This is a genomic window from Paenibacillus pinisoli, assembly GCF_003605435.1.
Classification (GTDB): Bacteria; Bacillota; Bacilli; order Paenibacillales; family Paenibacillaceae; genus Pristimantibacillus; species Pristimantibacillus pinisoli.
The window spans coordinates 1282966-1297916 of the sequence record NZ_QXQB01000001.1 but is presented as its reverse complement, the minus strand read 5'-3'; the positions used below and the strand labels follow the sequence as shown (position 1 = coordinate 1297916).

The 14951-nt window shown below is 55.1% G+C and carries 11 protein-coding genes; 10 read left to right on the top strand and 1 reads right to left on the bottom strand.

Annotated features, from left to right (window positions below):
* Positions 1–6 precede the first annotated feature (6 nt).
* Genes D3P09_RS06090 through D3P09_RS06055 form a run of 8 tightly spaced genes read left to right on the top strand, consistent with a single transcriptional unit; the run spans position 7 to position 9321 of the window.
* Positions 7–645: an acyltransferase gene (locus D3P09_RS06090; protein WP_165867321.1), complete on the top strand. Its 639-nt coding sequence runs from the start codon at positions 7–9 to the stop codon at positions 643–645.
* Positions 642–1910, top strand: coding sequence for a glycosyltransferase (locus D3P09_RS06085; RefSeq protein ID WP_120108027.1), 1269 nt, complete (start codon positions 642–644; stop codon positions 1908–1910). The genes D3P09_RS06090 and D3P09_RS06085 overlap by 4 nt, the downstream gene beginning before the upstream one ends.
* Positions 1870–2922 (top strand): glycosyltransferase family 2 protein, encoded by a 1053-nt coding sequence (locus tag D3P09_RS06080; RefSeq protein ID WP_165867320.1) that lies wholly within the window; start codon positions 1870–1872, stop codon positions 2920–2922. Before D3P09_RS06085 ends, D3P09_RS06080 begins: the two co-directional genes overlap by 41 nt.
* Before the next feature lie 15 nt (positions 2923–2937).
* Positions 2938–4095, top strand: a complete 1158-nt coding sequence (locus D3P09_RS06075) for a polysaccharide pyruvyl transferase family protein (RefSeq protein WP_120108024.1) — start codon at positions 2938–2940, stop codon at positions 4093–4095.
* Positions 4096–4103: 8 nt separating this feature from the next.
* Complete coding sequence (locus D3P09_RS06070) at positions 4104–5300, top strand: glycosyltransferase (RefSeq protein WP_120108023.1); 1197 nt, start codon at positions 4104–4106, stop codon at positions 5298–5300.
* 3 nt (positions 5301–5303) lie between these two features.
* Entirely contained in the window at positions 5304–6518 is a 1215-nt protein-coding gene (locus tag D3P09_RS06065) for a glycosyltransferase (protein WP_120108021.1), read from the top strand.
* Entirely contained in the window at positions 6500–7762 is a 1263-nt protein-coding gene (locus D3P09_RS06060; RefSeq protein WP_243643917.1) for a glycoside hydrolase family 88 protein, read from the top strand. Before D3P09_RS06065 ends, D3P09_RS06060 begins: the two co-directional genes overlap by 19 nt.
* Positions 7759–9321 (top strand): lipopolysaccharide biosynthesis protein, encoded by a 1563-nt coding sequence (locus tag D3P09_RS06055; protein WP_120108567.1) that lies wholly within the window; start codon positions 7759–7761, stop codon positions 9319–9321. Before D3P09_RS06060 ends, D3P09_RS06055 begins: the two co-directional genes overlap by 4 nt.
* A 46-nt stretch (positions 9322–9367) precedes the next feature.
* Here D3P09_RS06055 and D3P09_RS28275 read toward each other — a convergent pair whose 3' ends face one another.
* Positions 9368–12454 carry a right-handed parallel beta-helix repeat-containing protein gene (locus tag D3P09_RS28275; RefSeq protein WP_120108019.1) on the bottom strand — a complete coding sequence of 1029 codons (3087 nt, stop codon included), beginning with the start codon at positions 12452–12454 and terminating at the stop codon, positions 9368–9370.
* A gap of 236 nt (positions 12455–12690) precedes the next feature.
* Here D3P09_RS28275 and galE point away from each other — a divergent pair, with 236 nt between their 5' ends.
* Both galE and D3P09_RS06040 read left to right on the top strand, forming a co-directional pair.
* Complete coding sequence (gene galE / locus D3P09_RS06045) at positions 12691–13728, top strand: UDP-glucose 4-epimerase GalE (protein WP_120108018.1); 1038 nt, start codon at positions 12691–12693, stop codon at positions 13726–13728.
* 71 nt (positions 13729–13799) lie between these two features.
* Positions 13800–14858: a glycosyltransferase family 2 protein gene (locus tag D3P09_RS06040; protein ID WP_165867319.1), complete on the top strand. Its 1059-nt coding sequence runs from the start codon at positions 13800–13802 to the stop codon at positions 14856–14858.
* The last annotated feature ends 93 nt before the right edge of the window (positions 14859–14951 follow it).

The window sequence follows — 14951 nt, the reverse complement described above, 5'->3', positions numbered from 1 at the left end:
AAATCTATGGGAACTTTAGTCAAAGCACTGCAAACGATAGGCACACAATACCGGTCCAGGGGCATAGCCAGCTTTCTGGCGATGAATCGCGTGCAGTTTTTTGCCTGGCTGCGGGCATGGCTCGCGAGATTGTTCAGCTTTGGCAAAATCAAAGGCTCGATCTTCTTCATGCAGGCGAACAGCACGATTGAGCTGCTCGGCAAGCGCTCGCGGATGCGTATCGGGAAGTATGCGTTTATTCGCAAAAATGCCAGCATACGCATCGACCACGAGGGCGAGCTGGAGCTGGGCGATTATGTGTTCATTAACGACAATTGCAATATCAATTGCGTGAGCCGGATTTCGATCGGCGCCTATACGAAGATTGCTCCGAATGTATGCATTAACGATCACGACCATAACTACAAGCGTACTGGCGATCAGCATCTGCTGATCGGCCAGGTTGCGATCGGGAAGCATGTGTGGATAGGGTCGAATGTGGTCATCCTGCGAGATACCGTCATCGAGGATCATGCGGTCATTGCCGCGGGAAGCGTTGTGAAGGGCCATGTGCCCGCACATACATTATTTGCGAATAAGCGGGAGAAGCGCCTGATTCCGATCGAATCCGAATCGGCGGGGCTCGCCGCCAGGGAGTCTCTATGAAGAAGCGAATTCTTATCTCGGTCTACGACATGGAGATCGGAGGCGTCGAGCGAAGCCTCATTAATATGCTGGAGCACTTTGATTACGAGCGGTATGAGGTGGATTTGTTCATCTTCTCCCATCAAGGCGATCTGCTGAGCCAATTGCCGCCGAAGGTTCGGCTCCTGCCGGAGAAGGGCGGCTTTACCGTGTTCCGCAAGCCGATGAAGCAATGCTTACAGGAGGGACGAATCGCCGGCGTCGTAGTGCGGCTGCTTGTGAAGGTGATCGCGGATGCCAAGGCGAGGCGCCTCAAGCTGTCGGAGGGCTCAGGGTATATTCAGCTGCAATTGGTGTCGAAATATATGTCCATGCTGCTGCCTTCAATCGACGACAATCGCTATGATGCGGCCATCAGCTACGCTTGGCCCCATGACTTTATGCTGAAGCGGGTTAAGGCAGCCAAGAAGCTGGCCTGGATTCATACCGACTATACCCAGCTCCAAATCGACAATGCGGTCGATGAAGCGATGTGGGCCGGATATGACGGCATTGCCTCAATATCGGAGGCTTGCACGGATGCCTTCCTCAGCCGCTATCCGGCTTTATCAGACAAGATTTTTTTGATGGAGAACATCACCTCTCCAGCCTACATTCGGAGCAAAGCGATGGAAGAGGGGGCGGGCGGCATGGATAGCAGCAGCTTCAACCTTGTATCGGTAGGGCGGCTGTCCTATGTGAAGGGCTTTGACATGGCGATTGAAGCCATGCGGCTGCTGAGCGCCAAAGGATTGGATGGGGTGAAATGGCATATCGTCGGCTTCGGGGGGAGCGAAGGGGAGCTGCGTGCGCAGATTGCGGAATACGGCCTTGAGGATCGGGTCATTTTGCATGGAAAGAAGCAAAATCCTTATCCCTACATGGCAGCATGCGATCTCTACGTGCAGCCTTCCCGATATGAGGGCAAGGCTGTGACGGTGACGGAGGCGCAAATCATCGGCAAACCCGTCCTTATTACGGATTATCCGACCTCGGGCAGCCAGGTTCATGACGGTATAGACGGCATGATATGCGAGGCGAATGCGGGATCGATCGCAGAGGCCGTCGAGCGGCTGTACCGCGACGCTGCATTAAGAGAGCGGCTGGCTGCGGCGGTCAAAGGAACGGATTTCGGAAATGCCGGAGAGCTTGCCAAGCTGTACGGCTGGATCGAAGGCGCAGCGCCAGAGCGGGAGGTGGAGAGCTATGCATACAAGCGGCATGCCGGCCGGGCGGCCCAAGGTTAGTGTGATTATTCCGGTCTATAATGCGGAGAGCTATCTGCCCGCTTGCATCGATTCGCTTCTGGCGCAGACGCTTGCGGAATGCGAGTTCATATTTGTCAATGACGGTTCCCGTGACGGAAGCGCCGGGGTATTGGAGCGCTATCGCAGGCTGGATCCCAGAATCATCGTCATTCATCAATCGAATGCGGGCGTCAGCTCCGCGCGCAACGCGGGATTGGCGGCTGCAAGGGGCGAATTCGTGGGATTCGTCGATGCCGATGATTGGGCGGCTCCCGAGCTCTTCGGCACGCTGCAATCTGCTGCATCGGATTGCGATGTCGTCTACTCCGGCTATATCGGATCGGCGGACGGCCGCGAGAGCGTGTTCCACGGCCCGTTCATGACCGGCGTCCGCATGGACCAGGCTTACTTGCGCGAATGGGTCTTGCCCGTATACATCGAATCGGACAGCTGCAATTCCGTGTGCAATAAGCTGTACCGGAAGGAAATCATCGATGCCCACAGCTTGTCGTTCCCCCAGTCTGTCGCGCTGGGCGAAGACGGGCTGTTCAATATGCGTTTTCTCTGTTACGCCAGGGCGGGCATCTGCCTGGATTATGCAGGCTATTATTACCGGGAGACTGAGGGCAGCGCCACAAGGCGGTCGGATTCGGTCGATTATTTCGCCCGCACCCTTGAAGTTTATCAATCCGGCTTGCCTGACGACGTGATGGCTGCGCTCGACCAAGAGAAGCTGGAGCCGCTCAAGCTGAACAAATTCGTCAGGTCGGCGATATCGATTATTCATGCCTATTATTCAGCGTCGACACCGGTCAGCTTCAGCCAAAAATACCGTTATGTCCGCGAGCTGCTTAACCAATGGCTGCTGCGCGAGGCGCTGGAGCGCTATAGAGTGCAGAATGAAGAGCAGATGGGGAGATACGAGCGGATGCTCATCCGCTTCATGCTGCTCCGCTCCCCAATCGGCTTGTATTGCCTTACCGCTTATAGCAATGCGCGAAATAAAGGATAAAGGAAGGTATTCATCATGAAGATTATGATGTACGGCCATGGAGGAAGCATGAATCGCGGCTGCGAAGCGATTGTCCGTTCTACGGCTTCAATTATTAAAGAGGGGATTGGCGGAGCTCAGGTGTATCTGCTGTCCGACAATCCGCATACGGATCAAACGATTGCCAAGCTGGACCATGTATATGACGGTTCGCCGCTGCCGCTGCGCAAGTACTCGTACGACTGGCTGGTCTCATCTGTAAAGAACAAGCTGTTCCAGGATGAATCTTATGCGCTTGGCAAAATTCACAACAATATTATTAGGCATATCGACAATATGGATGTCTGCTTGTCAATCGGGGGAGACAACTATTGCTACGGCGAGCAGCCGGGCTGGTATGAGGTGAACCGCAGGGTGAAGAGCCAGGGGAAGAAGCTTGTCCTGTGGGGCTGCTCGATCGGCGAGGAGGATATGTCGCCTGCGAAGCTGCAGGATCTTGCCGGTTACGATCTGATTCTCGCCCGCGAGACGCTGACTTTCGAGATGCTGCAGGCAAAGGGTCTGACGAATGTCCGGCTCGTTGCAGATCCGGCCTTTACGATGGAGAAGGAGGAGCTTGCGCTGCCGTCGGGCTGGCAGGAGGGCAATACCGTCGGGCTTAACTTCAGCCCGCTCGTCTGGAAGCGGAATGAAGCGTCCAAAGCGGCCGTTCACGAGCTGATCTTGCATATTCTCAGGTCCACCGATATGGCGATTGCCTTGACGCCCCATGTGATGCAAGAGGGCAATAACGATTACGAGGTGCTGCAATCGTATTACGAGGAATACAAGCATACCGGCAGGGTGCTTCTGCTGCCGGATCATCTGAATGCGATTCAGTACAAAGGCTACATTGCGAGAATGCGTTTTTTTGTCGGCGCGCGGACGCATGCGACGATTGCCGCCTATTCGAATGCGGTTCCGACGCTGGTGCTCGGCTACAGCGTCAAGTCCAAAGGCATCGCGAAGGATTTGTTCGGCGAAGAGAAGCTGGTGCTGGGGATTCAGGATATCTCCAGCGGCGACAAGCTGAAGGGCGCGTTCGACGAGATGGTGCGCGATGAGGAGGCGCTGAGGGAAGCGCTGCGCGGGTCTGTCCCGCGTCTTCAGCAAATGTCGCATCGGGCAGTTCAATATTTGGCCGAATTGGCGTGAGGTGACTTATGAAGAAGAAGCTGCTGTTTGTTATGCCGAGCCTGGCCGCGGGCGGCGGGGAGAAAAGTCTGGTGACGATGCTCTCGCACATCGATTTCGACCGGTATGAGGTTGACCTGTTCCTGTTCAACCGGGAAGGGATCTTTCTGGATGCGCTGCCCGGCGAAGTGAGGCTGCTGGGTTCGCAATCCTTGTTCGACGCATTCACGCAGCCGCTCTTCCGCTCGGTAAAAACGTTATGGGCTTCCGGCCATATTGGCGTGGCATACAGCCGCTTGCGCTACACGCTGCGCAACAAATACCGCAGCGGCAGCTCCGTAACCGAGCAGCGCAGCTGGAAGTATATGGCGCATGCTCTGGAGACGCTGGAGCAGAGCTATGATGTGGCGATCGGCTTCCTGGAGAAATCCTCTACCTACTTCTGTGTGGATAAGGTGAAGGCGGACAAACGGATCGGCTGGATTCATAACGATTATGACAAGCTGGAGATGGATCCGAGCTTCGACAGACCGTACTTCGGCAAGCTTGATCATATCGTGACCGTCTCTGAGGAGTGCGAGGATATACTGAAACGCCGCTTCTCAGAGTATGGCGGCAAGATCAGCACGATCTATAATATTGTGTCGCCGACGATCATTAACCGGCTAGGCGAGCAGCAAGCAGGCGATGTATACGGACGGCAAGCGGGCGAGACCATTCTGCTTACGATTGGGAGGCTGCATGCGCAGAAAGGCTTGCCGCTTGCGATAGAAGCTTGCGCGAAGCTCGCGGCGAAGGGGTACAACATTCGCTGGTTCATTATCGGAGAGGGCGAGGAGCGGGAATCGCTGCAGGAGCTTATCCGAAAGCATGGCATGGAGGATCGCTTCCTATTGCTTGGCCTCCGGGCCAATCCGTATCCCTATACCCGCCAGTGCGACATCTATGTCCAGCCGTCCCGGTTCGAAGGCAAGTCCATTGCGATTGATGAAGCCAAAATTATGCATAAGCCGATTGTGGTTACGAATTTCTCAACAGCGAAGGACCAGATTCATGACGGGGTCAACGGACTGATCGCGGCTATGGACTCTGAAGCCGTGGCAGCGGCAATCGCCAAGCTAATTGACGAGCCGGAGCTTGCGAGGCGGCTGGCGAAGTCGCTATCGGAGGAGAAGCTGGGTACGGAAGAAGAGATTCATAAGCTCTATGAGCTGGTAGGAGGCTGATTCATGAAGCCGAGATTGCTGTTCGTCATGAATCACCTGGATTGCGGCGGAGCGGAGAAGGCGCTCGTGTCGCTCTTGCAGGTGATCGATTATGGCCGATATGAGGTGGATCTGCTCTTGTTCAAGCGTGAGGGCATGTTCTTGAAGCATGTTCCGAAGCAGGTGAAGCTTCTGCAGCCGCCCCCGGACTATCATTATTACGATATGCCGATCCGCCCCGCTATTGCGAAATGCATACGAAGAGGGGCCTTCCGCTCGGTGCTTCCCCGCTTGTATCTAGGCCTTGTCATGCGCATCGAGGACAATGCCGCCAGAAGGGAGCAGCTGGCATGGCGGCATATCGTGCGGACGTTCAAGCGGCTGGACGGCCAATATGATGCCGCAATCGGCTTTCTGGAGAAGACGCCGATTTATTATGTCATTGATAAGGTAGAGGCCAAACGCAAAATCGGCTGGATTCATACCAACTATGCGAATATGGGCATGGACCGGAGGCTCGATGAACCGTACTTCAACCAGTTGGATCATATCGTGACCGTCTCGGAGGAATGCGGCAGCTCCGTCAAGGATAAGTTCGGCGGGCTTGAAGCCAAGGTCAAGGTCATTCATAATGTCGTGTCGCCCGCGATTATCCGGCGTCTTGCGCAGGATGAGCTTCCCGCGGAGCGGAGCAGCGCAGTGCGCTTGCTGACGATTGCCCGTCTGCATCCTGTAAAAGGCATCGATCTGGCCATTGAAGCAGCCAAGCTGCTGCGGGATATGGGTGCAGATATCGAATGGACGGTGCTTGGCGAGGGGAGCAGGGAAGAACGCGAATCTCTGGTTTCCTTGATCGAGCGTTATGGCCTTCAGCGGCAGATGAAACTGCTGGGTGCCGTCGACAATCCCTATCCTTATTTGAAACTGGCCGATATTGTCGTCCAGCCGTCGCGCTATGAAGGGAAGTCGATCGCCATCGACGAGGCGAAGATCATGGGCAAGCCTATCGTCGCTACCGCCTTTACCACGGTAGCGGACCAGATTGAGCATGGGAAGAGCGGGCTTGTCGTGGAGATCGATCCGCAGGCTATTGCGGGCGGAATCAAGCGGCTGATTGAGCAGCCGGAACTGCGGGAAGCCTTTGCGGAGAGACTGGCGGAGGAAGCACTGGGAACAGAGAGCGAGGTACGCAAGCTGTATGAGCTCGTACATGATGGAGAATGGTTGGAGGCGAACTGAACAAGATGGAGCTCCTGTCGGCAGGATGGATTATTGCATTTATATTGATGGTTATTATAGCGGCCCTGTCGCTTCATGATCTGGTTCCGATGTTCGGCACCTGGCTGAGGCGCATTCATATGGGCAGGCATGAGCAGCATGAAAGCTGGCATTCGGTTGTTGCCGCCAGAGGAGCCAGATGGCTGAACCATACGCCCGTGGCGAAGGTGACCGACCAGACCAGGCTGACCGTGATCGAGCGGCTGAACGGCCGGTATTCGGCGGCGGCGCTGCAGGACTGGCAGCGGGCTTCCCTGCTGCTCGGGCTTTCGGAGCTGCCGGAGGAAAGCGGAGTGAAGAGAGAGATTGAGCGGTTCCTTGCCGCCACCTTTACCGACAAGGGCGATTGGCGGATTGCGCCGCGCCATGTCGACTCCGCGATACTCGCTTATGCCGTGATGAAGGCTCCGGGCCTTCAGGCGGAGCGCTACCGTCCGGCGCTTGACGCCGTCAGACGGCTTATTGAGGAGCATGTGGGCGAGGATGGAACCGTCCGTTACCGCAATGCTATGCGCGAATACCGCTACGTAGACACAATCGGCTTCATCTGTCCTTTCCTGGTCGCTTATGGGATGAAGTTCGGGGATACGTCCAGCCTTGAGCTGGCTATGAGGCAAATCCGCGAATACGTGAAGCATGGCTTTCATGCCGGACTTGGCATACCGGCGCATGCCTATGATATCGGAACCCATGCGCCGCTTGGATTGATCGGATGGGGGCGCGGCCTTGGCTGGTTTGCGATCGGCCTGATTGATATGTGGAGCGAATTGCCGAGCAATCATGTCTACAAGCGCGAGCTGAGGCATGTCGTGAAGGCGTTCGCCGAAGCGGCAATGAAGCTGCAGCAGCCGGGCGGCAGCTGGAGCTGGACGGTAACGCGGAGGGAGAGCCGGCCCGACTCCTCTGCGACGGTGACGCTAGCCTGGTTCCTCGTGAAGGCGGCTGAGCTGGAAGAGCTGTCCGCACCCGCCATGAAGGCCGTGGAGAAGGCGATGCATTATTTGCGGGGCGTGACGCGGAAGGATGGAGCCGTAGAATTCTCCCAAGGGGATACGAAGGATATTGGCGTATATTCCGCTTTGTTCGGCATCTTGCCGTTCACGCAAGGCTTTGCGATCCGGCTCGGCCAGCGGTACGGGCAGTCCATGGATGGAGGGTCGGAGCTGCGCATGGCTGTCGGGGCGCGTGAATGGAGCAAGCCATGAGGGTCAAAAGCAGCTTTTTGAATATTTCGGCAGGCTTGCTCAATCAGCTCATCATTACGATCCTGAGCTTCGTGTCGAGAACGGTATTCATCAACAGCCTCGGCATTGAGTATCTGGGCGTCAATGCGCTGTTCACAAGCGTGCTCGCTATGCTGTCACTGGCGGAAGCGGGCATCGGCTCCAGCATCATCTACAATCTGTACAAACCGGTGGCAGAGCGCAACAGGCTGAAGGTGCTGGCGCTTATGAAGCTCTACCGGAATACATACCGCGTCATCGCGGTCATTGTATTGCTGCTGGGGCTCAGCGTGATGCCTTTCCTGGACGTTATTGTGCAGGATGCGGACGTGAAGCATTTGGAATGGGTCTATCTTATTTTTCTGCTGAATACGGCTGTGCCTTATCTGTTCGTCTACAAGCATTCGTACCTGAATGTGAATCAGAAAAACTACATTGTCACCATTGTGTTCTCGATATCGGCTATCGTATCGACGAGCATCCGCATTGCGATTCTGTACTATACGGAAAATTACTTGCTGTATCTTGCGGTGGACAGCATTATCACGATTGCGACGTCGATTATTCTGGCACGTATCGTGGACAAAAAATACCCGTTCCTCCGCTTCGGCAAAGCGGATATTCTGGATCCCGAGACAAGGGCGAACTTCATGAAAAACATGAAGGCGATCTTCATTCAGAACGTAGGCAATTATTTTATATTTGGCATCGAAAGCATTCTGATCTCCACCTTCGTCAGCATTGTGGCCGTCGGGATCTACGCCAACTACAAGATGCTGGTCGATATAAGCCGCACCTTCCTGAACCAAGTGTTCGCAGGGATGAATCACAGCGTAGGCAATATGGTGGCCGTGGAGTCCGCAGCCAAAATTTTCGATGTCTACAAAGTGATGCTGCTGCTCAGCTTCTGGCTCTATTCGCTATTGTCGATCGGCATGTTTTTGCTCATTCAGCCGCTCATTATGCTATGGCTTGGACCGGAATTCAGCATGAGCTGGATGATTCTGGCGGTGCTTATCGCGATGTTCTATGAGCGCGGCATGCGCAATACGATTACGTCGGTGAAGACGACGGCCGGCATCTTCCATGAGGACCGGTTTGCGCCGCTCATCCAGGCTGTCATCAATCTGGGATTATCCTTATGGCTCGTCCAGCAAATCGGGCTGATTGGCGTATTCATAGGCGGTCTGCTGAGCGCGCTGCTTGTGCCTTTCTGGACTACGCCGTATCTGGTGTACAAAAAAGTGTTCAAGCGCTCCGTCTTTCATTATTACATGATGTATCTTCTGTATACTTTGCTTGCCTTGGGCACGCTTGGAGCTTCGTATGCGGCAACCAGCCTGCTGCCGGCGCAATCCTTGCTGGCATTGATTGCTAAGGGATTAATTGTGCTCATTGTGGTTAACGGAGTTTATTTGCTCGTATTTTTCAAAACGCCGGAGTTTGCTTACCTGGCACGCATTGCGGCGTCGTTCGCATCCAAGCTTAATCCGTTCAAGCGTCTTGTTCCATCGAGGCTGCTGCGCACGGAGGAGAAATAAAAAGGCCACTCGCGATAGGGGACTCCTGCCGAATGGCCTTTTTGTTTTATGGGGCGATCATGCCGTAAGGCTTGAAGGCCGCAAGCGGTCCGATTCTTTGCCAGGTGACGGTCCCGTCCGAGACGGTGCCTCCGATGGCCGTGGGCCATGCCGGAGCTGTCGCGCCGGTGGTGCCGGCGGTGAGCGCCTCGTACACGCTGCTCCCTGACTGAATGCGGTCGCCTTTGGACTTGGCTGCAGCTGCCGACCAGGCCGAGCTTGCCGCGTAGCCTTCTGTAATACAGATCCAGCCTGCGTATCCGCCGGGCACGGGAGCGGCATTGCCGTACAGATCGCCCCGGAACCAATAGCCCTGCGCAGGCGGGCTGACGCCTTCGATGTCGGGATCGTAATTGAGGTAGATCGTGCCTTCCGGCACGGGTAAATTGATCTGCGTGTAGATGTTGCGGATATTGCCGAAGGTGCGTACCGCTTTCTTGTTCGCGGGATTGTAATATTGCAGGTTCAATCTACCTGCGCCGGTATAGCTGATCGCCGAGCGCTTCAGATAGACGCTCGTAGTGCCGGTCACATTGAAGTTGTTCGTCAGGAAATAGGCGAAGGCGCTGTTCGCAATGACAATTCGGGAGTCTGCCGCCTCAATCCAGCCGTAGCCGGTATTGAACTCGCTCTGGAAGATATAAGCCGCGGTGCGGACGATAAAGTCGCATTGCTCCAGCAGGATAACCGGCGATTCGCCCGGCGTATTGATATTGCCGATCTTCACGATAGAATCCGTCAGCTTGCAGGAGCGGAATCGCGCCGTCCGCTGCTTCATGCCGAAGATATGGTTGTTCAGCAGGCTGCTTCTGAATCTGCAATCACGGAACAGGACATTCTCCGCTGTCGTCGTCTGATATCGCGTCTCGATGCGGACGTTCACATTCGTCATAATCGTTCCGATGATCTTGTAGGCGCGCAAGTAGAATTCCCGCTGAACCGCCACGCCTTCGAAGGAGCAGTTCTCAACACAGTTCGCGACAACAAACGGCGTGCCGGAGAAGTTTTCGGTCCATATAAAATGATTTTCGCGGCAGATGAACCGATCATCGTCCGGCAGGGAGAAGTTGGCGGAATCGATTAGCGTATTGTTGCGGAAATTCACGTCATAGCCTGTGCCCGCCAGACCCGTATTGGCGATGCTTACCATCGTGTTGTTCTCAATATTGACATGCGCGTTGGGGAGATGGGCGGTCATAAGTCCGATACCGGACTGGCAGCGGTGCAAGAAGTTCTCCCGAACGTTCGCGACTTGCAGCGAATAGAGGTTGATGCCAATGCCGGACAAATTGTACAGATGGTTGTTATGAACCTCGACGGACCAGCAGCCTACCAGGATGCCATGATACAGATTGTAGAACACGTTATTGCGTATGACGCAATTTTCCCCATAGGAATCCTCTTGATTAATGCCGTAGCGGGTCGGATCGTTGAAGACAGGCTTGCGGTCGAGCATCCCTGTTCCTTCGCGGATGATATTGTTCTGGATCGTATTGTAATTGCCGCCTAGCGTAATGCCGCCTCGATGCGTATTGTAGACTTCGTTGTATTCAATCAGGTTGTGATGGGGAGTCAGGCCGAACTTCAGCGTAATTTGCATGTTTTTGGACGTAGAAGTCTCGTTGTTGAAGATGAACCGGAAGGTTTGGGCGCCGGGGGGGATGGAGATGGGCGTATAGATTTTTTTGGTGTCGTAGCGGCCAAGGTAGGCGTTGTTAGCACCGTAATAGGCGACGTCAACTTCCTTTGTATTCAATGCGGTCTGGCGGGTATAGCCGGCTCCGGCTACCAGGAAGCTGTCATATCCGGCCGGGAGATTGATAGGCTGCGACACTAGCGTCTTGCCGCTTGCCGGGACCAGCGCCCCTGTCTGGCGATGCACTTCGTTTACGGTCAATCCAAGGGCGAATTCGGCATAATCGTAAAAGGATATGCTGTCGATCGAGATGCCGTCTCCCATGTAGCTGCTGATGACGCAATTGCGGACCGAGCAGAAGGAGGAGCCTTTTGTAATATGAACGCCGTAGGTGCCTTCATGGGCGGCTTCGGCAGCGTTCGCGAAGCTGCGGTCCGCCTTGTCGCCGATGAGGATCAGATTCTTGATATGGGAATCGGTCACGCCGGGAAGCTGGATGCTCATGCCGCTTTGCACGGGGAATTGATAGTAGGCTGTTGTTCCTGTGCGAGTATCGAACGGCGATTTGCGATCGGAATCATAGATGACCTTCAGGGTCGAGCCTTCGAAGTCGACGGTCATATGGCTTTGGGCAACCGTTATGCTTTTGGGAAAACAAATCGCGTATTCGTTCTTCGGCACAAATACGTAGCGGTATCCGTTGTTGTACGCCCATGCGATCGCATTGTTAAAGCCGTCGATGTTCTTGTCAGCTGTGAAATAATGCTGGTCGGTATACGGCTTTGGCGGGAGTCCGGGCGTGATGCCCCATCGCGCAAGCTCGATCACATAGGATGCGGTCTCGCTTCCTGCTCCCGAGCCCGAGCCGGGCGGACCCTGAGGCCCCTGCGGTCCTGTGGCTCCGGTATCTCCCTTAGGTCCGGCGGCACCAGCTGGCCCTGCGAGTCCCTGAGGGCCGACCGGCCCTTGAGGCCCTGCTGGCCCCGCCGCGCCCGTGACGCCTTGCAAGCCAGCAAGACCTTGAGCACCAGTAGCGCCCGTGGCGCCCTGCACCCCAGCAGGCCCTTGTGCACCAGTAGCGCCGGTGACGCCTTGCAGTCCAGCCGGCCCTTGAGCGCCCGTGGCACCAGTGATGCCCTGCACCCCAGCAGGCCCTTGGGCACCAGTAGCGCCGGTGACGCCCTGCACCCCAGCAGGCCCTTGGGCACCAGTAGCGCCGGTGACGCCTTGCAGTCCAGCCGGCCCTTGAGCGCCCGTGGCGCCAGTGGCTCCTTGCAGTCCAGCCGGCCCTTGCGGCCCTGTAGGGCCGGGGGTTTGGCTGCCGGGTATGGCGGATTCCCTGATGAGGCCGGTGTCGGGATCGATGATGGAATCCAGCTTGGACTGCACGGATGAATCGTCGTATACCAGGAAGGACTGTCCGTTTATATCGATGTAACCGTTATTATTAGAAGCCATACAATCTACTCTCCTCTCTTATAATAAGTAAAGATGGTTCACTGATATTCATATGATAGACAGGTGAAGATGGCATGTGCGTTTTATAGAATGTGCATTCGCCCGGGCAACCCCTTTTTTGGGCATAAATCGGATTCTTTTGTTCGTTATTAGAGACAAAAAGGCGATGTTCTGCTACAATGTTCTTAATTAAGAACGAAAATGTTCTCATTAGAATATTGCGGAGGAGATGGAACATGGCTATTCTCGTAACGGGCGGAGCCGGATACATCGGCAGCCATACCTGTGTGGAACTGCTCAATGCAGGCTATGACATTGTTGTCGTCGATAATTTATCGAACAGTCATCCGGAGGCGCTGAAGAGAGTGTCGGAAATTACGAACAAAACATTCCCTTCCTACTTCATCGATTTGCTTGACCGCGATTCGCTGGATCATGTGTTCAAGGAACACGGCATTGAAGCGGTCATTCATTTTGCGGGACTGAAGGCGGTAGGAGAGTCGGTGCAGCAGCCGCTGAGGTATTACCACTCCAATCTGATGAGCACGACGACATTATGCGAGGTCATGGAGGACAACGGTGTACGCAAACTCATCTTCAGCTCTTCCGCTACGGTGTATGGCATTCCGGAGAGCGTGCCGATCGATGAGGAGGCTCCGGTCAGCGCGATTAATCCGTACGGGCGGACGAAGGCGATGATTGAGCAGATGCTAATGGACCTGGCGCAGTCGAATGCGGGCTGGAGCGTTGCGATTCTGCGCTATTTCAATCCTGTAGGAGCCCATGAGAGCGGACGGATCGGCGAGGATCCCAGCGGCATTCCGAACAATCTGATGCCCTATATCGCCCAGGTTGCGGTGGGGCGCCTATCCGAGGTGTCCGTATACGGCAGCGACTATGAGACCATAGACGGCACAGGAGTCCGGGACTACATTCATGTCGTAGATTTGGCGATCGGCCATCTGATGGCGCTGGGCAAAATCGAGGGGTCCAGCGGCGTGCATACGTACAATCTGGGCACAGGGAGAGGGTATAGCGTACTGGAGATGATTGAGGCGTTCAAGCGGGCCTCGGGTCAGCCGATTCCGTACCGGATTGCCGACAGAAGACCGGGCGATATCGGAATTTGCTATGCGGAAGCGTCGAAGGCGGTTCAGGAGCTGGGTTGGAAGGCGGCAAGGGGCATTGATGAAATGTGCCGGGATGCCTGGCGCTGGCAGTCGATGAATCCGCGGGGCTACCGGACGCAAGAGCCTGTTGCTCAAAAAGTGTAACCAGCATTAGGCCCAAAGGGTCCTGTTATACTAGCCTGCTTAAACACTCTATCCCCGGAGAGGTGCTGCATGTGAGCAAGGTCGATATTGTGGTGCCTGTCTATAATGCCGGGCCGAAGCTGCATGCCTGCATCCGTTCAATACTGCTGCAGTCCTTCTCCGATTGGAGACTGCTGCTGGTCGATGACGGCTCCAGCGATGGCAGCGATCTGTTATGCAAGCAGTATGCATTGCAAGACAGCCGTATCGCATATGTACGGCAGTCCCATTCCGGCAGTATATCGGCGCGCAGGCGGGGGCTGGAGCTGTCCGAAGCTCCCTATATCCTGTATATGGATGCCGATGACTGGGCAGACGCGCGGCTGCTGGAGAAGCTGGCGGAGGCGGCCTATGCGGACAGCGCGGATATCGCGGTATGCAATTTGTACAAAGTCATGAACGGTTCAGCATGGCCCAGAAGGAGCAATAGCAGCTGGTACTTCAAGGGGCACAAGCTGTACGATGCGGATGAAATCCGCAGCGAGCTGGTGCCTGCGTTCCTGCATGGGCACCCCTTCCCGCCGCAGCTGCATGGCAAGCTCTACAAGCGGGAGCTGCTGATGGCCAGCGGCCATTATGCGTCGCGGATCCGATTTTTTGGGGATGATCTGTTTCTGAATTTGGAAATGTTTTTGAAGGCGCGCTCGGTCCGCATTATTCCCGATGTGCTTTACTTTTATCGTGCGGGCGGAGCTACCAGCCGCTACATGCCGCATTTGTTCCATGATATGGTGAACGGATTTCTCATTCAGAAGGAAGTGGTGGAATCCCATTACCGCCATCAGCCTCATGCCCATTACTTTGGGATCAGAGTAATGCTTCTGAACACGCTCCGAACCTGCCTGCGTAATCTGTCCATGGGGCGGCTGCCGGAGCAGGACAGACTGCTTCGGATCAGCGAATATTGCGCGCATCCGGCTGTTCTGGAATGTGTGGGGGATAAAGAAACAGCGGCTTATTTCCCCCTTCGCTACATTCGCGCGATCCAAAATGGGGATGCGAGATACCTGTCCAGACTGGGGAAAAGGGACTATCAGATGAGCTTGCCGAAAAAAATGATTATGTATGCGATTGCAAAAATATCATTCTAACAATTTCGACAAATTGAGAAAGAATATCTCAAATTATGGAGACATGAACCGACAGCATGTGCAATTCAATTAGGATAATATACAACTTGTGGA

Bases quoted from the DNA above. Each gene is read 5' to 3' on its own strand.
- D3P09_RS06085 (WP_120108027.1), top strand. From the start codon at position 642: ATGAAGAAGCGAATTCTTATCTCGGTCTACGACATGGAGATCGGAGGC.
- D3P09_RS06065 (WP_120108021.1), top strand. From the start codon at position 5,304: ATGAAGCCGAGATTGCTGTTCGTCATGAATCACCTGGATTGCGGCGGA.
- D3P09_RS06080 (WP_165867320.1), top strand. From the start codon at position 1,870: ATGCATACAAGCGGCATGCCGGCCGGGCGGCCCAAGGTTAGTGTGATT.
- galE (WP_120108018.1), top strand. From the start codon at position 12,691: ATGGCTATTCTCGTAACGGGCGGAGCCGGATACATCGGCAGCCATACC.
- D3P09_RS06070 (WP_120108023.1), top strand. From the start codon at position 4,104: ATGAAGAAGAAGCTGCTGTTTGTTATGCCGAGCCTGGCCGCGGGCGGC.
- D3P09_RS06075 (WP_120108024.1), top strand. From the start codon at position 2,938: ATGAAGATTATGATGTACGGCCATGGAGGAAGCATGAATCGCGGCTGC.
- D3P09_RS06060 (WP_243643917.1), top strand. From the start codon at position 6,500: ATGGTTGGAGGCGAACTGAACAAGATGGAGCTCCTGTCGGCAGGATGG.
- D3P09_RS06055 (WP_120108567.1), top strand. From the start codon at position 7,759: ATGAGGGTCAAAAGCAGCTTTTTGAATATTTCGGCAGGCTTGCTCAAT.
- D3P09_RS06090 (WP_165867321.1), top strand. From the start codon at position 7: ATGGGAACTTTAGTCAAAGCACTGCAAACGATAGGCACACAATACCGG.
- D3P09_RS28275 (WP_120108019.1), bottom strand. From the start codon at position 12,454: ATGGCTTCTAATAATAACGGTTACATCGATATAAACGGACAGTCCTTC.